Below are 20,420 nucleotides of genomic sequence, written 5' to 3'. Positions count from 1 at the left end.
CTACAGTCGGATTCGGCGGATGCCATTGCTCATGGTGCGGTGATTCGAGTCTCTGCGAGCCTTCGCCCATGAGGGGGATGCGACGCTGGGCAGGCGGTGCGTTGCTCCTGGCAGCGCTGAGTGTCGTCGGCCCTTGCTGGGGAGCGGTTTCCACCCTGGTGATCGCCCCGGGCGAGCCGGGGCAGCGACTGGATCGGCAGTTGCTCGCCGAACTGGGGGATCGACTGGAAGCCGATCAGGGCCCCGGGGCGCTGCAGGTCGTGTATCTGCGTGGTGGCGCAGTGTCGACGGAGTCGCTCTACGAGACGCTGCTTCGACGCGATCTCCTGGAAGGTTCCAGGGTCATCCTGCTCCACGACGCTGCAGTGGCGGCATATCGCAAGCTCGTCGCGACCCGTCACGAGGCGGCGGCGGACCAACTGGTGGCCTACGGCGTATTTTCCCCGATCTATCGTCAGTGGCTGCGCCAGCAAGGGGCGGGGCACCTCGACCTGCTGCCGGTATTGCTGCGTCATCTGGCCTGGGTGCGTCATGCCAGCGGTGCCCCCAGGCTGGTGGGGTGGGTCACGGTGAATTCTCCCCTGCGGGCGCTGGAGAGCATCCTGACGAATGGGGAAGGGCGCGTGGATGCCCTGGGTATCCTGGGACAAGACCTGCCTGGTGCGAGAGACAATGCCGCCCACGTCCTGCTGGCCCTGCCCGACCTGGCGCAACGCCAGCAGGCGTTATCGCTGTTGCAGGAGGCCGGAAGCGTCTGGTGCCTGATGCCTGAATGGCTGAAGGACGGCTGCGTTGGCGGCGTGCAGCCGGATGCCTCGGGAGTGGCCGAACGCCTGCTGACACTGCTGGAAGACGGTGGTGAGGCAACGGCACCGGCCGTACCGAGGGTGCGCTATGCCGATCGGCAGCGCGTGGCAGAATCACTGCGCGACGATGTCCAGTATGTCGACGTGCCAGAGAGCGTGGCGAGTCGTCGTCGCTGGGGCGATCGGCTGATTCTTGCTGCCTCGGGGCTGGCCATCGTCGCCATGATGGCGATGCTGGTGGCGATGTGGATGGAGCGTCGCCGTCGCCGGCAGCGCTTGCGTTTCGACATCGACGAGCTGACCGGGCTGCCGAGTCGTCCGCGGCTCGAACGTCGCCTGCAAGACTACCTCGAGAATCGACAGCGCCTTCAACTATGCTGGATCGGCTTCGATCGCCTGGACGGCCTGCGAGACTCGTTGGGCGCCGCCGGCACCGAGGAGGCGATTCAGCGCATTGCCAAACGCCTGCGTCGTGTCACGCGGGGTGAGGGCTATGTCGCCCATATCGAAGGCGACGTCTTTGCCGTCATGAGCGTTCTACCGGTGGCAGACGATGGCCGGTCTCCGGTCGGAATGGCGTTGGCCGAACGGCTCCAGGAAAGCCTGTCGGCTCCGTTTCGGATCGGCCGTGCCGACCGGATGCTGTTGCCACGGATCGGGGTTGCCCTGTCGGTCGAGGGCACGACGCCGTTCGCGCTTTTGGAAGAGGCTCAGGGCGCCGCTCGGCAGATGCTGCGTAGTGGGGAGCGGCGCCCCCGCATGCTGGAGGCGGAATCCGTGGCGTCCAAGGAGCGTTTCCTGGCCCTCACCGAGGTGCTGGAGCGGTTGTCCCCGGAGCGACTCGCGGTACAGTTGCGGCTGAGCGTCGAGCCGCATTTTCTGCTGGCGGATCGTCGTCGCTGTGGCGGTGAGCTGATCGTCCGCTGGCGGCATCCCCATTGGGGGGATGTACCGCAGGAAGAGCTGGTCAGGCTGGCCGAGACGGCGGGCCGTCGTGCCTTGCTGGATCGCACGGTGTGTCGATTGGCCGTCGAGGGCCTGGCGAGCCTGGCGCGTGCCGTGCGAGATCACGAAGGTGTCCGTGCCATTCCCACGCGCTGGGCGCTTCCGGTCGGCATCGGGCAAGTCATGGACACGGCATTCGTCGACGAGCTGGCGAATCGATGCAGGGAGCTGGCGCTGGCGACCTCGTGCTTCGAACTGCAGCTGCAGGGTGAGGAACTGGGCGAGCCCTGGTCGCTGCAGGCGGCACTGCGCTACTGCCGTGACCAGGGATTCGGGGTTGCCCTCAAGGGGCTTGCGCACTCTTCCCACGCGCTGGATGCCATCTTTCGCCAACCGCTGTCCCGGCTGGTGCTGGAGGCCGAGCTGATGACGGGCATCCCGCGCGACCGCTCGGCCCTGCTGCTGCTCAAGAGCCTGCGCGACATGGCCAAGCTGGGGGGGCATCACATCACCGTGACCGGCGTGGCGACATCGGATCAATTGGTGGCGATCCGGAGAATGAACTTCGTCTCGGCCCAGGGGCGGCTCTTCGATGTCAGCCAGCCGCTCGAGGCAATGACGGCAGCTCCGCTTGTCGGTGAAGCGGGGACGTCGTCTGTCTGGGGCGCGGGAGCAACGAATCAAGAACGCGGGGAGGGCGAGCAACTCGGGAGGGGTCAAGGTGCCACGGAACCGGCGGGAGGTGGCAGCTATGGTTCTGGCATCGACGATTGAGAGGGCCCGGCGGATGGCCGGGCCCCGGGGTGTCAGCCCTCTTGCCGTGGCGTCTCGGCGTCGGCCCGAGACGCGTCAGCGGTGACCAGCTCCAGTTGCTCGTAGAAGCGCGGGGCTGGCTTAGGCTCTGGGGGCGTCTCCAGGGCCACCGGCATGCCGCCTGGCACCTCGACGACCTCGCGCAGGCGTGCATAGTCGACCGGATAGTCGAGCCCGTCGACGCTGGCGCCCACCAGATCCAGGGCCTCGGTGACCCGCTGGATGGTGGTGCCCTGTTTCTCGTCGAGGTAGGGGTAGGCCTGGACGAAGAGAGTGCCGTCGGACCAGCCGAGCTTGAAGCTCTCGTTGATCAACCGCACCTGGGTGCCGACCGAGATCTGGTCGAACAGGCGCTCCACGTCTTCCGGCAGCATCCGTACGCAGCCGTGGGACACTCGCATGCCCACGCCTTCCGGCTTGTTGGTGCCGTGGATCAGGTAGCCGGGAATGCCGAGGCGCATCTTGCGAGTACCCAGGGGATTGTCGGGGCCGGCAGGCACCACGCTGGGCAGCGGATCGCCGGATTCGGCATGCTCGCGACGTATGGAGGCCGGCGGATACCAGGCCGGGTCCTTGACCATTTCCGTGATGGTGGTATTGCCCAGCGGCGTTTCCCAGTCCTGGCGACCGACGCCGAGGGGGTAGGTCTGGACGATGGGCTGTGCGCCCTCCTCGGCGGGGGGGTAGTAGTAGAGGCGCATCTCGGCGACGTTGATCACGATGCCGGTGCGCGGCGCGTCCGGCAGGATGAATTGGCCGGGAATCGTCACCTCGGTCCCCTCGCCGGGATACCAGACGCTGACATTCGGGTTGGCGCGGACCATGGCGCGGTAGCCGATGCCGTGTTGGTGGCCGATGTCGATCAGGGTGTCGTCCTCGTCGGCCACGACGGTATAGACCTCGCCGACCAGGTCGCCTTCCTCTGGCAACGGATAATAGCCGCGCGGCAAGTCCTCGCTGGCATGAAGGGGGGCGGCGAGGACGGTGCCCAGCCCGAACAGCAGGGTGGCGCGGGCGAGGGGCCCACGAAGGAGTGAAGGGGTCATTTGGTCATCGTCTCGTCTGATGGGTCATGGGGCGGCCGCCTGCTTGCCGAGGCCACCGACCGTGGCGTTAGAGTGCCCGAGGTGGCGACGGTTCGCCAGTGGAGCGATATGTAAAGAGTAAGGAGTTCCTGGCCTCGCTCTCGATCCCGTCATGCCGCCTCGGCCTTGCGGTTCAGCGACTCGAGCAGTTGCTCGACTACCGTAAAGCGGGTCTCCTCGCTTGCCATCTCGGCGTCGAAGCGCAGGGTGTCGGCGCCATCCAGCCGATAGCGGTTCGGCTCGCGCTGGATCATCTCCACCAGGATCAGCGGATCGACCCGGGTATGGCCGGCAAAGATCACTCTCCCTTTCTCGGGGCCGGCCTCGAGGCGGGCGATGCCCAGTCGCTCGGCGCGCTGGCGCAAGCGGGTCTGGCGCAGCAGGGTCTTGACCGGTGACGGCAGCAGGCCGAAGCGATCGATCATCTCCACCTGAAGTTCCTTGAGCTCGGCCTCGGTCTCGGCGCTGGCGATACGCTTGTACATCACCAGGCGCTGCTGAACGTCGTGCAGGTAGTCGTCGGGGATCAGTGCCGGCAGGTTGAGACCGATCTCCACGCCTTCGTCGAGCGGTGCCTCGATATTCGGCGTCTTGCCCTCGCGAATCGCCTTCACGGCGCGGTCGAGCATCTGCATGTAGAGGCTGTAGCCGAGGGCCTCCATCTGGCCGCTCTGCTCCTCGCCCAGCAGCTCCCCGGCGCCGCGGATCTCCATGTCGTGGCTGGCCAGCGTGAAGCCGGCGCCGAGATCCTCGGCCTGGCCGATGGCTTCCAGTCGCTTCACGGCATCGCGGCTCATGGCTCTCGGCGGCGGGGCCAGCAGGTAGGCGTAGGCCTGGTGGTGGCTGCGGCCGACCCGGCCGCGCAGCTGATGCAGCTGGGCCAGCCCGAACTTGTCGGCCCGCTCGATCACGATGGTGTTGGCGCTGGGCACGTCGATGCCGGTCTCGATGATGGTCGAGCAGACCAGCACGTTGAAGCGCTTGTGATAGAAGTCCGACATGACTCGCTCGAGGGAGCGCTCGGGCAACTGGCCATGGGCCACGCCGACCCGGGCCTCGGGCACCAGGCCTCGCACCGCCTCGGCGGCGGTTTCGATGGTCTTGACCTCGTTGTGCAGGAAGTAGACCTGGCCGCCACGCAGGATCTCGCGCAGGATCGCTTCCTTGATCACCGCCTCGTCGCGCTGCTGGACGAAGGTCTTCACCGACAGGCGCCGGGCCGGCGGAGTGGCGATGATCGACAGGTCGCGGATGCCGCTCATCGCCATGTTGAGAGTGCGGGGAATGGGCGTGGCGGTGAGCGTGAGGATGTCCACTTCGGCGCGCAGGCTCTTCAGGCGCTCCTTCTGGGCGACCCCGAAACGGTGCTCCTCATCGATGACCAGCAGGCCCATCTTGGGAAAGCGCATCGTTTTCGACAGCAGCTTGTGGGTGCCGATGACGATGTCCGCCTTGCCTTCCTCGATGCGCTTCTTGGCGGCGGCTTGGCCCTGACCGCCGGTGAAGCGCGATACCAGCTCGATGTTCACGGCGGTGTCGGCAAAGCGGTCGCGGAAGTTTTCAAAATGCTGGCGGGCGAGCAGGGTGGTGGGGACCAGCACTACCACCTGGCGGTCGGAATGCACCGCCAGGAAGGCGGCGCGCATTGCCACCTCGGTCTTGCCGAAGCCGACGTCGCCGCACACGACCCGGTCCATGGGGCGCGGTGCGGTCATGTCGCCGACCACTGCTTCGATGGCGGCGCGCTGGTCGGGGGTCTCCTCGAAGGGGAAACTGCCCGCGAAGCGCGCATACTCGGCGTCCGGCGTCGCGCAGGCGAAGCCCTCCCGAGCCTCGCGGCGGGCGTAGACGTCCAGCAGTTCGGCGGCGGTGTCGCGAATGCGTTCGGCCGCTTTCTTCTTGGCCTTGTCCCACTGCTCGGAGCCCAGTCGATGCAGGGGGGCCAGCTCGTCGTCGACACCGGCATAGCGCGAGATCAGGTGCAGGCTGTCCACCGGAACGTAGAGCCTGGCGCCGTCGGCATATTCCAGGGCCACGAACTCGGCCGCCTGGCCGCCGGCCTCCAGCGTTTCCAGGCCGCGATAGCGTCCCACGCCGTGGGCCTGGTGGACCACCGGGGCACCGGGCTTGAGTTCGGCCAGGTGACGGATGGCCAGTTCGCCGTCGTCGGTGGCCTTCTCGCGGCGTCGGCTCTGGCGGACCACCTCCCCGAACAGTTCGGTCTCGCCGATCACTGCCAGGTTAGGGGCTTCCAGCCACAGGCCGGCGTCGATGGTGCCTTCGGTGATGGCGGTCCGGCTCGAGTCATCGAGGAAAGCGGCGAAGTCGTCGACATGGGGCAGGGCGATGCCCAGTGGCGCCAGGGTCTCCTCCAGCGCTTCGCGGCGGCCGCGAGACTCGGCCACGAACAGCACGCGGGTGTCGACATGCTCGGCCAGGAAGGCGTCGAGTTCGGCCAGCGGCTGCTTGGCCCTGGCATTGATCGGTAGCGTTGGGGCCGGCCGCGCCGCCGGTGCCACGGCGTGGCGATGCTCGGCGTCATCGGTGAGTTCGACTCTCGGATAGCGCTTGATGGCGCCGAAGGCCTCGGCCACCGGCACGAAAGCGCGGTGGGGCGGCAGCAGCGGCCGTGTCGGGTCGACGCCGAGATTGTCAAAGCGACTCTCGATGGCCGCCCAGTGGTGCTCGGCGGCCTCGAAGACGCCGGGTAGCAGCGCCACGCGGGTGCCCTCGGCCAGGTGGTCGAACAGCGTCGCCGTCTCCTCGAAGAACAGCGGCAGATACTGCTCGAGACCGGGGGAGGGGATGCCCTTGAGGGCGTCGACGTAGAGCGGGCACTGACGTGGGTCGACGTCGAACAGCGTCTCGAACGTCTCGCGGAAGCAGGCGATGGCGCTGCGGGACAGCGAGTACTCGTGGGCCGGCAGCAGCTCGATGCGTTCGACCTTGTCGGCGCTGCGCTGGGTGTCGGGATCGAAGTGGCGGAGGGTGTCGATCTCGTCGTCGAACAGGTCGATGCGCAGCGGGGCGTCACAGCCCATCGGGAAGAGATCGATCAGTGCACCGCGCAGGGCGTATTCCCCGGGCTCATAGACGGTCTCGACGGCCCGATAGCCCGCTCGCGACAGCCGATCGCGGAACGCTTCCCGATCCAGCGTCATGCCCACCTCGAGGGTGATCACCCGTCCGGCGATGTAGTCCACCGGGGGCAGGCGCTGCATCAGGGTGTTGATCGGTACCAGCACGATGCCGTGCTCGCCTTCCTGCAGACGCCTCAGGGTGCGCAGGCGGGAGGAAACGATGTCCTGGTGAGGGGAAAAGCTGTCGTAGGGCAGGGTTTCCCAGTCCGGGAACGGCATCACCGGCAGCCGCGAGTAGAAAGCGAGATCGCCTTCGAGGCGTTGGGCGGCGGCGGTATCGGCGGTGATCACCAGCAGCGGGGCGTCCTCGGCCAGGTGGGCCAGCGCCAGGGCTGTGGCACTGCCGGGAGGCGTCTGCCAGTAGAGCGTGTCACGCAGCCCCTGTGGGCGCGGCGGGTCGAGTGGCGAGAAGGTCGGCATGGCGTCGCTTGCGTCGTATCCAAGGGATGGCTGTGCGCATCATACCAGCCCCGCACCGCCTCGTGGCGATCGGCCCTGGCGGCGATGGGCGGGGACATGACGCCCGCTTGTAGTCAAATGCGGGTTTCTGTAAATCCCCTACAGCGCCTGCGACCATCCCGTGATTGCCCTGGCGGGGAGGGGGCCGGATAATACCGCCGACATCTCAACCCCATAGAGAGGCCCCACGTGAGTCAGCAATCCCTCGATAGCGTCTTCCAGGCATGGCACGACAATCAGGCGATCGCCGAGCAGATGATCCCGCTGATCGGCAGCCTCTACCGCCACAACAACGTCGTGACCACCCTGTACGGCCGTTCGCTGTTCAATCGCAGCGTGATCCGGATCCTCAAGGACCACCGGTTCGTGCGCAAGATCGAGGGCACCGAGCTGTCCGTCCAGGACACCTTCCCGCTGGTCCAGGCCATGACCCGGTTGAACCTGGGGCCGGCCCACGTCGACGTGGGCAAGCTGGGCGTGGCCTACAAGAAGCAGGGGGGCGGTGACGCCGAGGCCTTCCTGCGCAAGGAACTGGCCGAGATCGTCGACGGCCACTGTGCCGATACCGGTAACGGCGAGCCCAAGGACGTGGTGCTCTACGGCTTCGGTCGCATCGGTCGCATCCTGGCTCGTGTGCTGGTCGAGAAGGCCGGCGGCGGCAACCTGCTGCGCCTGCGTGCCATCGTGGTGCGCGGCCGCGGCGACATCGCCAAGGATCTGGAAAAGCGTGCCAGCCTGCTGCGTCGCGACAGCGTCCACGGGCCCTTCGAAGGCACCATCAGCGTCGATGCCGAGGCGCGCACCCTGACCGCCAACGGCAACGTCATCCAGGTGATCTACGCCGACTCGCCGGCCGATGTCGATTACACCGATTACGGCATCCACAACGCCGTGGTGGTGGATAACACCGGCATCTGGCGCGACGAGGACGGTCTCGGCCAGCACCTGGCCTGCAAGGGCGTGGCCAAGGCGCTGCTGACGGCGCCGGGCAAGGGCGACGTCAAGAACATCGTCTACGGCATCAATCACCAGGACATCAGCGCCGATGATCGCATCATCTCGGCGGCATCCTGTACCACCAACGCCATCGTGCCGACCCTCAAGGCGCTCAACGACGAGTATGGCATCGCCCATGGCCACGTCGAGACGGTGCACTCCTATACCAACGACCAGAACCTGATCGACAACTACCACAAGGGCGACCGTCGTGGGCGCAGCGCGCCGTTGAACATGGTGCTGACCGAAACCGGCGCGGCCAAGGCGGTGGCCAAGGCGCTGCCGGAGCTGGGGGGCAAGCTGACCGGCAACGCCATCCGCGTGCCGACGCCCAATGTCTCCATGGCAATCCTCAACCTGACCCTGGAGCGCGAGACCGACGTGGCGTCGCTCAACGACTACCTGCGCCGCATGTCGATCGACTCCCAGTACCAGAAGCAGATCGACTACGTCGATTCGCCGGAGGTGGTCTCCACCGATTTCGTCGGCAACCGCCACGCCGGCATCGTCGATGCCCAGGCGACCATCGCCAACGGCAAGCATGCGGTGCTCTACGTGTGGTACGACAATGAGTTCGGCTACAGCTGCCAGGTGATCCGCATCCTGCAACACATCTCCAACGTCGATTTCCTCAAGCTGCCCCGCGCCCAGGGGTAAGCGCTTCCCGCTCCCGGCCACGCCGGGAGCGGCCTATCTCCAAACGACTATCCGTCAACGCTTTTTGGACTCTCCAGGCGATCCCGCCGCGGCGAGCACTTGCCCGTGTGCGACCTTCGGCAGGTAGTCATTCCAGCGGCTTCTCTTTATAATACGGGGGATTTTTCCGGGGTGGTTCGAGCGCGTCTCGAGCCCGACTGGTGTCATTCTGACAACCTACAAGAATCCGATCCATTCGCACCCCTTTCCTTCGTATATCAGATCCATCAACTGGGCGAGACTATGATCGAAGTCAAGAAAGGCCTGGATCTCCCCATCACGGGAGCACCGGAGCAGCGCATCGAGAATGCGCGTCCGGTACGCCACGTGGCCGTTCTCGGCACCGACTATATCGGCATGAAGCCGACCATGGAGGTCCGGGAGGGAGACAAGGTCAAACTGGGCCAGCTGCTCTTCACCGACAAGAAGATCGACGGCGTGCGCTTCACCGCGCCAGCCGCCGGCGAGGTCGTGGCCATCCACCGTGGCGAGAAACGCAGGCTGCTGTCGGTGGTGATCAAGGTCGACGAGTCCGAAGAAGCGGTGGAATTCTCCGCCCACGGCCGTGACAAGCTGGCCTCCCTGGAGCGCCAGAGTGTGGTCGACCAACTGGTCGAGTCCGGGCTGTGGACGGCGCTGCGCACCCGCCCCTACTCGCGTACCCCGGCCATTGACGGTACACCGGAGAATATCTTCGTCACTGCCATCGATACCCACCCGCTCTCCGCCGACCCTGCCGTCATCATCAACGAGCAGCCACAGGCCTTCGAGGATGGCCTCAAGGTGCTGTCGCGGTTGACCGAGGGCAAGGTGTTCCTGTGTACCGCGCCCGAGGCCCAGGTACCCGGCGGCGACGTGGCCGGCGTGCAGACCGAGACCTTCGGCGGGCGGCATCCCGCCGGCCTGGTCGGTACCCATATCCACCATCTCTCGCCCGTGGCCCTGCACAAGCAGGTCTGGCACATCGGTTATCAGGACGTCATCGCCTTCGGCAAGCTGTTCAGCGAGGGCAAGCTCGACGTCAGCCGCGTGGTGGCCGTTGGCGGGCCGCGCGCCGAGCAGCCGCGGCTGCTGCGCACCCGGGTGGGCGCCAGCACCGAGGAGCTGCTGGCCGGCGAGGTCCGCGAGCCCGAGGATACCCGCGTGATTTCCGGGTCGGTGTTCTCCGGTTTCACCGCCGAGGGAAGCCTGCGCTTCCTGGGCCGTTTCCACCAGCAGCTCAGCCTGCTCGAGGAAGGCAACAAGCGTACCTTCATGGGCTGGATGTCCCCTGGCAGCAACCGCCACTCGGTACTCGGCATCTACCTGTCACGCATCAAGGGCCTTCACGACTACGCCCCGACCACGTCCACCAACGGGTCCGAGCGGGCCATGGTGCCGGTGGGGGCCTACGAGGAAGTGATGCCGCTGGATATCCTGCCCACCCAGCTGCTGCGCTCGCTGATCGTCGGTGACATCGAGACGGCGATGCAGCTCGGCTGTCTGGAGCTGGACGAGGAGGACCTGGCGCTGTGCACCTATGTGTGCCCCGGCAAGTACGAATACGGTCCCATCCTGCGTGACAACCTCACCATGATCGAGAAAGAGGCCTGATGATGGGAATCCGACAGACACTCGACAATCTCGAGCCGCACTTTCACAAGGGTGGCAAGTACGAGAAGTTCTACCCGCTCTACGAGGCGGTGGACACCATCTTCTATACGCCGCCGAGCGTTGCCAAGACCACGGCCCACGTGCGTGACGGCATCGACCTGAAGCGCATCATGATCACGGTGTGGCTGTGCACCTTCCCGGCCATGTTCTTCGGCATGTGGAACGCCGGCTGGCAGGCCAACCTGGCCATCGCCGACGGCTTCGGCGCCCCGGGCGGCTGGCGCGAGGCCATCGTCATGACCCTGGCCGGCGGCCATGATGCCGGCAGCCTGTGGGCCAACCTGGTGCTTGGCGCTACCTACTTCCTGCCCATCTACCTGGTGACTTTCGCGGTCGGCGGCTTCTGGGAAGTGCTGTTCGCCATCAAGCGCGGCCATGAGGTCAACGAGGGCTTCTTCGTCACCTCGGTGCTGTATGCCCTGATCCTGCCGGCGACCATTCCGCTGTGGCAGGTGGCACTTGGCATCACCTTCGGCGTGGTGATCGGCAAGGAGATCTTCGGCGGCACCGGCAAGAACTTCCTCAACCCGGCGCTGACCGGCCGTGCCTTCCTGTACTTTGCCTATCCGGCGCAGATCTCCGGTGACTCGGTGTGGGTGGCCGCCGATGGCTATACCGGCGCCACTGCGCTGTCCACCGCCTTCCAGAGCGGCATGAACGCGCTGACCGACCAGTTCAGCTGGTGGGACGCCTTCCTCGGCTTCATCCCCGGTTCGGTGGGCGAGACCTCGACGCTGGCCATCCTGATCGGCGCGGCGGTGCTGCTGTGGACCAAGATCGCCTCCTGGCGGATCATGCTCGGCGTGTTCCTGGGGATGGTGGCGACCAGCCTGCTGTTCAACCTGATCGGCTCCGACACCAATGCCATGTTCGCCATGCCCTGGTACTGGCATCTGGTGGTGGGCGGTTTTGCCTTCGGTATGGTGTTCATGGCCACCGATCCGGTCTCTGCCTCCATGACCAATCCGGGGCGGCTGATCTTCGGGGCCCTGATCGGGGTCATGACCGTGCTGATCCGCGTGGTCAATCCGGCCTTCCCTGAGGGCATCATGCTGGCGATCCTGTTCGCCAACCTGTTCGCCCCGCTGATCGACCACTTCTTTGTTCAGGCCAACATCAAGCGCCGCCAGCAGCGCACCGGTGTGCCGGCCGAGGAGAACGCCTGATGGCACAGAGCAACAACTCCATCAAGAAGATCCTGACGGTGGCGTTCGCACTTTGCATCGTGTGTTCGGTCATCGTCTCCACCGCCGCGGTCGGGCTGCGCGCCAAGCAGCAGCTCAACCAGGAACTGGATCGCAAGTCGAACATCCTCGACGTGGCGGGGCTCTACGAGCCTGGCACCGACGTCGAGAAGGCCTTCGAACAGATCACGCCGCGCGTCGTCGATCTGCGCAGCGGGGAATATACCGACCAGTTCGACCCGCAGACCTACGACAGCTTCCAGGCGGCCAAGGACCCGGCCCAGTCCCGCACGCTTTCCGGGGAGAAGGACATCGCCGGGCTGTCTCGCCAGGAGAACTACAGCACCGTCTACCTGGTGGGCAACCCCGATGATCCCGAGCAGATCATCCTGCCGATTCGTGGCCAGGGCCTGTGGGGCTTGATGCGCGGCTATCTGGCGGTCCAGGGTGATGGCAACACCATCGAGGGCATCACCTTCTACTCTCACTCCGAGACCCCTGGCCTCGGCGGTGAGGTCGACAACCCGCGCTGGAAGGCCCAGTGGGAGGGCAAGGAGATCTTCGCCAACGCCGACAGCGTCCAGCCGGCCATCGCTCTGGTCAAGGGCGGCGCCAGCGGTGAGACTGAGGTCGACGCCCTGTCCGGTGCCTCCCTGACCAGCAAGGGGGTTACCAATCTCCTGCAATTCTGGCTGAGCCCCGCTGGCTTCGGCGAGTACCTCGCCCGGTTCCGCAGCGGCATCGAGCGGCAAGCCGTGCAGGATGCGTCCACCGATAGTGAAGGAGCCTGATGATGTCTGACCCGACTCCCAAAGGCGTCCTGACGACGCCGGTCTTCAAGAACAACCCCATCGCGCTGCAGATCCTGGGGATCTGCTCCGCGCTGGCGGTGACCAGCAGCATGAGCGTGTCGCTGGTCATGACGCTGGCGGTGATGTTCGTCACGGCCTTCTCCAGCATGTTCATCTCGCTGATTCGGCACCATATTCCGTCGTCGATCCGCATCATCGTGCAGATGACCATCATCGCCTCGCTGGTGATCGTGGTCGATCAGCTTCTCAAGGCATTTGCCTATGAGATGTCCAAGCAGCTGTCGGTCTTCGTCGGCCTGATCATCACCAACTGCATCGTGATGGGCCGCGCCGAAGGCTTCGCCATGACCAACAGTCCGGGGCTGTCCTTCCTGGATGGCATCGGCAATGGCCTGGGCTACGGCTTCATCCTGATGACGGTGAGCTTCTTCCGCGAGCTGCTGGGTTCCGGCAGCGTGTTCGGCTTCACCGTGCTGGAGACCGTCCAGAACGGTGGCTGGTACGTGCCCAACGGGCTGCTGCTGCTGCCGCCGTCAGCGTTCTTCATCATCGGCCTGATCATCTGGGCGCTGCGAGCGATCAACCCGGAGCAGATCGAGGAAAACGAGTTCAAGATGAAGGAAAACACCCAGCCGAAGGAGGCCGTGTAAGATGCAACACTATCTGAGCCTGTTCGTCGCCTCGGTCTTCGTCGAGAACATGGCCCTGGCGTTCTTCCTGGGCATGTGTACCTTCATGGCCGTTTCCAAGAAGGTGTCTTCCGCGATCGGCCTGGGCATCGCCGTGATCGCGGTGCTGGTGATCACCGTCCCGGTCAACAACCTGTTGCTGACGTATCTGCTCGACGAGGGTGCGCTGACCTGGACCGGTCTGCCCGGTGCCGAGAACATCGACCTGTCGTTCCTGGGCTATCTCAGCTACATCGGCGTGATCGCGGCCATCGTGCAGATCATGGAGATGTTCCTCGACAAGTACGTGCCGGCGCTCTACAACGCGCTGGGGGTCTTCCTGCCGCTGATCACCGTGAACTGCGCGATCCTCGGTGCGACCCTGTTCATGTCCGAGCGTAACTACAACTTCGGCGAGTCCGTGGTCTATGGCCTCGGTGCCGGTGTGGGCTGGGCGCTGGCCATCACCGCGCTGGCCGGTATCCGCGAGAAGCTCAAGTACAGCGACGTGCCCGGTTCCCTGCAGGGCCTCGGCATCACCTTCATTACGGTGGGCCTGATGTCGCTGGGCTTCATGTCCTTCTCCGGCATCCAGCTCTGAGACGGCTTTCCGGCGGCGCGGCGTGCCGCGCCGCCGGTGACCAGGCAACGCTAGCAATAGGAAACCGACATGGTTGAAACAACAGTCATCTTGCTCGGTGTGGTCATGTTCACCTTGATCATCATCGGTCTGACGGCGGTGATCCTGGCCGCCCGCAGCAAGCTCGTCAGCACCGGGGACGTGACCATCGAGGTCAACGGCGACCCCGAGCACACCCTGACCACCCAGGCCGGTGGCAAGCTGCTCAACACCCTGGCCGCCAATGGCATTTTCCTTTCCTCCGCCTGCGGTGGCGGCGGCTCCTGCGCACAGTGCCGCTGTCGCGTGGAGGAGGGCGGTGGCTCCATCCTGCCCACCGAGGAGTCCCACTTCACCCTGCGCGAGAAGAAGGACGGCTGGCGCCTGTCCTGCCAGGTGCCGGTGAAGCAGGACATGAAGATCGAAGTGCCCGAGGAGGTCTTCGGCGTCAAGAAGTGGGAATGCGAGGTCATCGAGAACCCCAACGTCGCCACCTTCATCAAGGAGCTCAACCTGCGCCTGCCGGAGGGCGAGGAAGTGGCCTTCCGCGCCGGCGGCTACGTCCAGCTGGTGGCGCCTCCCTACGATATCAAGTTCTCCGACTTCGATATCGAAGAGGAGTATCGCGGCGACTGGGAGAAGTTTGGCCTGTTCAACGTCTCCCACAAGAACTCCGAGGAGGTCATCCGTGCCTACTCGATGGCGAACTACCCGGAAGAGAAGGGCATTCTCAAGTTCAATATCCGGATCGCCACGCCGCCGCCCAACACCAGTCATCCGCCTGGCCTGATGTCCACCTACGTCTTCAACCTGAAGGCGGGGGACAAGGTCACCGTGATGGGGCCCTTCGGCGAATTCTTCGCCAAGGACACCGATGCCGAGATGGTGTTCGTGGGCGGCGGTGCCGGCATGGCGCCGATGCGCAGCCATATCTTCGACCAGCTCAAGCGTCTCGACACCAAGCGCAAGATCACCTTCTGGTATGGGGCTCGTTCCTGGCGCGAGACCTTCTACAACGAGGAGTACGATCAACTGGCCGAAGAGCACGACAACTTCGATTGGCACCTGGCGCTGTCCGACCCGCAGCCCGAGGACAACTGGGAGGGGCCGACCGGCTTCATCCACAATGTCCTCTACGACATGTACCTCAAGGACCATCCGGCGCCTGAGGACTGCGAGTTCTACATGTGCGGGCCGCCCATGATGAATGCCTCCGTCATCAAGATGCTGTTGGACCTCGGGGTCGAGCCCGAGAACATCATGCTCGACGATTTCGGCGGCTGATCTCGCCCCCGGCGACCTTCAGGGCTGGCCCACGGGCCAGCCCTGATCGGTTCCGCCGCCCGATATGTCGATCCCCGTGGGTCGGCATATCAGGCGACGGATCCCGGGGATCACGACGGCACCCGTCGTGGTCACAGGGATAGGCACCTTATCAGCGATATCAGCGGAGCATCCTATGAGCACCTTTCTCGTGGTACTGGCCTTCATGCTGGTCATCATGGCCGCCATGGCGGTGGGCGTGATCCTCGGTCGCAAGCCCATCGAGGGCTCATGCGGCGGCCTCAACAAGCTCGGCCTGAAAGAGGGCTGTGAGGTCTGTGGTGGCAAGGACGAGGTCTGCGAAGAAGAAAGCCGCAAGCGCCAGGTCAGCGCGCGTCGTCGCAGCGACCAGAATCGCGGGGTGGATCTCGGCTACGACGCCACCAGGCGATAGCCGGATCATACCATCGGGGTGAGCGCTGCCTGAGATCCCCTGCCTGCCATGTCTCATGGCCGTTTCCCGAGTGGCGCGCGCCTCGATCCACCATCGAGGAGATGCTTGTCATTTCTCCGCCCCTTCGACGCCGCCGCGGGCCCGTATCTGTTCCAGCGTCCGCCTGTTAGGCTCGCTCCCCGTAACCGACGGGAGCCTCACACGTCGCGGGCCAGGCTGACTGCAACTGCGGGTGGGCATTGCGAATGCATCCGCCCGTACCTCCTTGGCGACGATCCTCTTCCGAAGCCGTGACGCGTTTCCCCCTGGAACTCGAAGCGTTCGACGCCTCTTCTGTACCGCGCCCATTCGGCGTGAAACGACGTCTCGCGCCTGGGCCCGGCGTCCCCGTCAACGTCCTCATTTATACCGCGTAAACTCGCGCGAGCCCGGTCTGTCCCTTGACGCGCGACATTCATGTCGCGCTCTACGAGCAGCGGAGCTTCCCACACCGGCCCCCCATGCGAGGTGTCTCCGTTTGCTGCCTGGCGATCCCTGTGGGTGTGTGAGTGGTGCCGAGCTTTCGTGTAAAACCGGCTGGAAGGCAAGGGTGAAAGGAAAGCATGTCGGGGGTGTCAGGCACCATGCTCGAGGGCGTTCTATCGAAAAGTATCAGAAACATCACACCGGCATTGATACAACACTCAGTCGTTTTACATTCCCGGGACTTGCATGCAAGTTCAGTAACACATGTAACAATGTGTTTTCATGAAAAACTCGTTTCCTTGTCGATAGTTGCCCTTGTCATGTGGCGGGCACGACGCCGTAGATACTCAATGAGAAAAATGGTGTGCGCATAATTGTCGTTCAGTATGTAATCTTCTGTATGTGAAGGTTAATGTGTTGTAGGTGGGTAAGTGTAGGGAAATGAGTGCAGGGAAGAGAGTGAGCGTATGGGGTAGTGGAATCACCCCGCTCACACGATTTCTTGTCGCCTTGGGAAAGTTTTACTTTTCCAGTGGCGGTAGCGTGGCCGCAAGGATGTGCTACCTATGGCTTTCGAGTCACATCGCTATTTCGAATCGATGCTGTATGTCGCCGTTATTCTTCGCCAGGTCGCGATTCGTTCGAGTCGGGGACGATATGAGGGTTTGCGCTTTGTTGTTGAGGTGTCCTGCGCGACAGCTCGCCTATGGTGCAAGGCGGCAATGGCCGCGTGAGTGAGGTCGAGTCGGTAGCAAGTGAGCGTCTCGCTCTTCCATCGCTGACACCGATGAAGGCTGACGGTCCGAAGGATATCGCGTTCGTGCCATTCGAGGTGCGTCATGAATCAATTTAGTCGTTACTTGGGTGGTCAACCGGAACGGGGAGATCAAGACGTCGATTTTGCTCGCTTGTTGGGGATATTGATCGACAACAAATGGAAGATACTGATCACGACAGCATTGTTTTTTGCTGGTGGTATCGTTTATGCCTCTCTTTCGACGCCTGTCTACCGGGGTAATGCCCTCGTTCAGATAGAGAAACGTTCCTCGGTAAGCCCGCTGGGGGATCTTGACTCGATCCTTGGGGGGGAGCCGCAGAACAATGCCTCGGTGGAGATAGATATCCTGCGCTCGCGCATGGTGCTTGGGCGCGTGGTGGACCGCATGGGCCTGGATACCGTTGTGGAGCCGCACCGTCTCTTGCTCATTGGTGGGTTCATCCAGCGTGAGAACATCCCGAGGCCCGACGTCGAGAATATTCCCTTGCTGGGCAGCATGCTGGCCCGATACGGGGAGCGTTTGCCCGAGTCGCTGGATATTGCCTCCGCGGTCTGGGGAGGAGAGCACATTCAGATGGGGCTCTTTGACGTGGCGGATCGCCTGCGTGGCCAGCCCCTGACACTGACGGTTCTCGACCCTGAGCACTACCGGCTGGCGCTTGGCAATACCGTGCTGGGCACCGGTCGAGTCAACGAGCGGGCGGCCTTTCTCGATGACGCGATCAACTTGCGCATCGCGGATATCCAGGCCCCCTCCGGCGCCGAGTTCACCTTGCTGAAGAAGTCGCGTGCCGCTGCCATCAGTGAGCTGGCCGGGAGGCTGTCGGTTGCCGAGAGCGGCGGGGGGAGCAGCGGTAACGTCGGCATGCTGCGCCTGACCCTGACCGGCACGGATAGCGATGAGATACGTCGTTCGCTCGATGCCATCTGCGAAACCTTCCTGATGCAGAACGTCGAGCGCCAGTCGGCCCAGGTGGACCAGCGCCTGGCATTCCTCCAGGAACAGGCGCCGGATATCCGAGCGCAGCTCTCCAGCGCCGAGGACAAGCTCAATCAGTATCGGGTGCAGATGGACAGCGTCGACCTGAATACGGAATCCCAGTCCGTGGTCACTCAACTGATCGACATCGAGAAGAAGCTCAGTGAGCTGGAATTCCAGGAAGCCGAACTGGTGCAGCGTTTCACCCCCAACCATCCGTCCTATCAGGCGCTGATGCGGCAGAAACGTTATCTGCTCGATGAGCGTTCATCTCTGGAGGAGCGTATCGGTGAAATGCCAGCCGCTCAGCAGGAGATCGTGCGCCTGACGCGCGATGTCCAGGTTACCCAAGCCATCTACGTCAACTTGCTGAACCGCTCTCAGGAGCTCCAACTCGCCAAGGCCGGTACGGTGGGCAACGTTCGCATCATCGACAATACCCAGGTGGGCAATAGTCCGATTGCGCCCAAGAAGTCGCTCAGCGTCATGATGAGTACGCTGATAGGGGCAGGACTGGCCGTCATGCTGGTGCTGTTGCGTGCTTTCCTCAATCGGGGAATCGAAGATCCTGCGCAGCTCGAAGAGCTTGGCTTGCCCGTCTATGCGGCGATTCCACTCTCGGATGACCAACACAAGCTGGGTAGACGCATCAAGCATCGCCGCGATCGGAAGTCGAGTTCCGTGTTCCACGGCATCCTGGCGACGTTGAATCCCACCGACACGGCCGTCGAGGCCCTGCGAGGCCTGCGGACCAGCCTGCATTTCGCCATGATGGAGTCCGGGAACAACCGCATCATGGTGACCGGGCCGAGTCCGGAGATCGGCAAGAGCTTCGTGACCGTCAATCTGGGGGTGGTATGTGCCCAGGCGGGGAAGAGGGTCTTGATCATCGATGCCGACATGAGGAAGGGGCATATCCATCGCGCGTTCGGGCAACCGTCGAATGAAGGGCTGTCTGACCTGCTTTCCGGACGGCTGGAATGGAAGGACGCCATTCGCTCCACGGATCTCGACGGCCTGTTTTATATCTCGCGGGGCATGGTGCCGCCAAACCCGTCGGAACTTCTCATGCAGGATCGTTTCGACCATTTCCTGGACGGTTTCGGGCCGGAGTACGACCTGGTGATCATCGATACCCCTCCCGTCCTGGCCGTGACCGACGCCGCCATAGTGGGCAAGCGAGTGGGGACCAGTCTGATGCTGGCTCGCTACCAGCTGAACCCTCCCAGCGAGCTCAACATGGCGATACGCCGCCTCGAGAATGCCGGCGTGCAGGTCCGGGGATTCATCCTGAACGCCATCGAGGGCAGCGCGGTGACGTATAGCTACGGCTATTACAACTACGCCTACAAGTGACCGCGCTGGTGTGACTGGCCTGACCGTCGTCGCTCCAGCCTCGTCATGGCCTGTCGGAGGTGGGCGAGGGGGTTATCGACAAGCGGCTTACGCTGGCCATTCATCACGTTCTTGCAGGAAGACGGCGAGCGGTGGGGCAGCGGCTGGGCAGGGTTCAGCGGGTGTTGCGGCGCCTGGACGACTCATCCATCACGGCGAGAAACGAGAATGGACTTGAAAGGCAAGAAAGTGCTCGTGACCGGGGCCGACGGTTTCATCGGCTCGCACCTGACGGAAGCCCTGGTGGCGCATGGTGCATCTGTCAGGGCGTTCGTGATGTACAACTCGTTCAACTCCTGGGGATGGCTCGACCATGGAGATCCCGCCATCCGTGGGCAGCTGGATGTCTTCGCCGGCGACATCCGGGACCCCCATGGAGTGCGCGAGGCGATGACGGGATGCGACGTCGTCTTCCACCTGGCGGCATTGATCGCCATTCCCTACTCCTATCACTCTCCTGCCACCTATATCGAGACCAACGTCAGCGGCACGTTGAACGTCGTGCAGGCCGCCCGCGAGCTGGGCGTCGAGAGAGTGGTGCATACCTCCACCAGCGAGGTCTATGGCACCGCCCGCCAGGTGCCCATCACCGAAGAGCATCCCCTGCAGGGACAGTCGCCGTATTCGGCGTCGAAGATCGGTGCCGACCAGATGGCGCTGTCGTTCCAGCGGTCCTTCGCGACGCCGGTGGCGGTGATTCGGCCGTTCAATACCTACGGGCCGAGGCAGTCCGCGCGTGCCGTGATTCCCACCGTCATCGCCCAGATCGCCAGTGGCGCGCGGCGGCTGCGTCTCGGTGCGTTGCACCCCACGCGTGACTTCAACTTCGTGGCCGACACCGTGGCCGGCTTCATGCGCGTGGCGGAGTGCGATGCCGCTGTGGGAGAGGTGATCAATGTCGGCAGCGGCTTCGAAATCAGCATCGGCGATACCGTGGGCCTGATCGCCGAGCTGATGGGGCGCGAGATCGAGATCGATACCGACGCCCAGCGCCTGCGTCCGCGTGACAGCGAGGTAGAGCGACTGGTGGCCGGCACCGACAAGGCGGCCCGTCTGTTGAACCATGCGCCGCTATATGCCGGGCGTGACGGGCTGTGCCGTGGACTCGAAGAGACCATCGCCTGGTTCCAGGAACGTCACAACCTGGCTCGCTACAAGGCGGACCGTTACAACCTCTGAAACGGCACGCAACGGAGATCGACAGGAGTCG

The 20,420-nt window shown here is 64.1% G+C and carries 13 protein-coding genes; 11 read left to right on the top strand and 2 right to left on the bottom strand.

Annotated elements, in window-relative coordinates:
- Nucleotides 1-77: 77 nt before the first annotated feature.
- Nucleotides 78-2,525 (top strand): EAL domain-containing protein, encoded by a 2,448-nt coding sequence (locus FHR96_RS04645; RefSeq protein ID WP_183386507.1) that lies wholly within the window; start codon nucleotides 78-80, stop codon nucleotides 2,523-2,525.
- 32 nt (nucleotides 2,526-2,557) lie between these two features.
- Here the strand turns inward: FHR96_RS04645 and FHR96_RS04640 are convergent, their stop codons facing one another.
- A complete protein-coding gene (locus FHR96_RS04640; RefSeq protein ID WP_183386506.1) occupies nucleotides 2,558-3,610 on the bottom strand; it encodes a L,D-transpeptidase family protein in 1,053 nt (350 codons plus the stop codon).
- 149 nt (nucleotides 3,611-3,759) lie between these two features.
- Nucleotides 3,760-7,209: a transcription-repair coupling factor gene (gene mfd, locus FHR96_RS04635; RefSeq protein ID WP_183386505.1), complete on the bottom strand. Its 3,450-nt coding sequence runs from the start codon at nucleotides 7,207-7,209 to the stop codon at nucleotides 3,760-3,762.
- A gap of 228 nt (nucleotides 7,210-7,437) precedes the next feature.
- Here mfd and FHR96_RS04630 point away from each other — a divergent pair, with 228 nt between their 5' ends.
- The 10 genes from FHR96_RS04630 (at nucleotide 7,438) to FHR96_RS04585 (ending at nucleotide 20,389) form a co-directional block, all read left to right on the top strand.
- Nucleotides 7,438-8,901 carry a glyceraldehyde-3-phosphate dehydrogenase gene (locus FHR96_RS04630; RefSeq protein WP_183386504.1) on the top strand — a complete coding sequence of 488 codons (1,464 nt, stop codon included), beginning with the start codon at nucleotides 7,438-7,440 and terminating at the stop codon, nucleotides 8,899-8,901.
- A gap of 282 nt (nucleotides 8,902-9,183) precedes the next feature.
- Nucleotides 9,184-10,533: a Na(+)-translocating NADH-quinone reductase subunit A gene (locus FHR96_RS04625; RefSeq protein ID WP_183386503.1), complete on the top strand. Its 1,350-nt coding sequence runs from the start codon at nucleotides 9,184-9,186 to the stop codon at nucleotides 10,531-10,533.
- On the top strand, nucleotides 10,533-11,759 hold the full coding sequence (locus tag FHR96_RS04620; RefSeq protein ID WP_183386502.1) for an NADH:ubiquinone reductase (Na(+)-transporting) subunit B: 1,227 nt from the start codon (nucleotides 10,533-10,535) through the stop codon (nucleotides 11,757-11,759). Before FHR96_RS04625 ends, FHR96_RS04620 begins: the two co-directional genes overlap by 1 nt.
- On the top strand, nucleotides 11,759-12,568 hold the full coding sequence (locus tag FHR96_RS04615) for a Na(+)-translocating NADH-quinone reductase subunit C (protein WP_183386501.1): 810 nt from the start codon (nucleotides 11,759-11,761) through the stop codon (nucleotides 12,566-12,568). Before FHR96_RS04620 ends, FHR96_RS04615 begins: the two co-directional genes overlap by 1 nt.
- A 2-nt stretch (nucleotides 12,569-12,570) precedes the next feature.
- On the top strand, nucleotides 12,571-13,239 hold the full coding sequence (locus tag FHR96_RS04610) for an NADH:ubiquinone reductase (Na(+)-transporting) subunit D (RefSeq protein WP_183386500.1): 669 nt from the start codon (nucleotides 12,571-12,573) through the stop codon (nucleotides 13,237-13,239).
- A gap of 1 nt (nucleotide 13,240) precedes the next feature.
- A complete protein-coding gene (nqrE, locus tag FHR96_RS04605; RefSeq protein WP_183386499.1) occupies nucleotides 13,241-13,858 on the top strand; it encodes an NADH:ubiquinone reductase (Na(+)-transporting) subunit E in 618 nt (205 codons plus the stop codon).
- Between the two features lie 69 nt (nucleotides 13,859-13,927).
- Nucleotides 13,928-15,160, top strand: coding sequence for an NADH:ubiquinone reductase (Na(+)-transporting) subunit F (gene nqrF / locus FHR96_RS04600; RefSeq protein WP_183386498.1), 1,233 nt, complete (start codon nucleotides 13,928-13,930; stop codon nucleotides 15,158-15,160).
- 175 nt (nucleotides 15,161-15,335) lie between these two features.
- The gene (gene nqrM, locus FHR96_RS04595) at nucleotides 15,336-15,593 is read left to right on the top strand and encodes a (Na+)-NQR maturation NqrM (RefSeq protein WP_183386497.1); all 258 of its coding nucleotides are present in this window, start codon (nucleotides 15,336-15,338) and stop codon (nucleotides 15,591-15,593) included.
- 1,304 nt (nucleotides 15,594-16,897) lie between these two features.
- The gene (locus FHR96_RS04590; RefSeq protein WP_183386496.1) at nucleotides 16,898-19,171 is read left to right on the top strand and encodes a polysaccharide biosynthesis tyrosine autokinase; all 2,274 of its coding nucleotides are present in this window, start codon (nucleotides 16,898-16,900) and stop codon (nucleotides 19,169-19,171) included.
- A gap of 213 nt (nucleotides 19,172-19,384) precedes the next feature.
- Nucleotides 19,385-20,389 (top strand): NAD-dependent 4,6-dehydratase LegB, encoded by a 1,005-nt coding sequence (locus FHR96_RS04585; RefSeq protein ID WP_246392781.1) that lies wholly within the window; start codon nucleotides 19,385-19,387, stop codon nucleotides 20,387-20,389.
- The last annotated feature ends 31 nt before the right edge of the window (nucleotides 20,390-20,420 follow it).

The organism is Halomonas organivorans (assembly GCF_014192055.1).
Lineage (GTDB): Bacteria > Pseudomonadota > Gammaproteobacteria > Pseudomonadales > Halomonadaceae > Halomonas > Halomonas organivorans.
This window is presented reverse-complemented; position numbering and strand designations above follow the sequence as displayed.

Coding starts and splice junctions, on each gene's coding strand:
- nqrM (WP_183386497.1), top strand. CDS start 15,336: ATGAGCACCTTTCTCGTGGTACTGGCCTTCATGCTGGTCATCATGGCC.
- FHR96_RS04640 (WP_183386506.1), bottom strand. CDS start 3,610: ATGACCCCTTCACTCCTTCGTGGGCCCCTCGCCCGCGCCACCCTGCTG.
- nqrE (WP_183386499.1), top strand. CDS start 13,241: ATGCAACACTATCTGAGCCTGTTCGTCGCCTCGGTCTTCGTCGAGAAC.
- FHR96_RS04610 (WP_183386500.1), top strand. CDS start 12,571: ATGTCTGACCCGACTCCCAAAGGCGTCCTGACGACGCCGGTCTTCAAG.
- FHR96_RS04590 (WP_183386496.1), top strand. CDS start 16,898: ATGAATCAATTTAGTCGTTACTTGGGTGGTCAACCGGAACGGGGAGAT.
- mfd (WP_183386505.1), bottom strand. CDS start 7,209: ATGCCGACCTTCTCGCCACTCGACCCGCCGCGCCCACAGGGGCTGCGT.
- FHR96_RS04625 (WP_183386503.1), top strand. CDS start 9,184: ATGATCGAAGTCAAGAAAGGCCTGGATCTCCCCATCACGGGAGCACCG.
- FHR96_RS04645 (WP_183386507.1), top strand. CDS start 78: ATGCGACGCTGGGCAGGCGGTGCGTTGCTCCTGGCAGCGCTGAGTGTC.
- nqrF (WP_183386498.1), top strand. CDS start 13,928: ATGGTTGAAACAACAGTCATCTTGCTCGGTGTGGTCATGTTCACCTTG.
- FHR96_RS04615 (WP_183386501.1), top strand. CDS start 11,759: ATGGCACAGAGCAACAACTCCATCAAGAAGATCCTGACGGTGGCGTTC.
- FHR96_RS04620 (WP_183386502.1), top strand. CDS start 10,533: ATGATGGGAATCCGACAGACACTCGACAATCTCGAGCCGCACTTTCAC.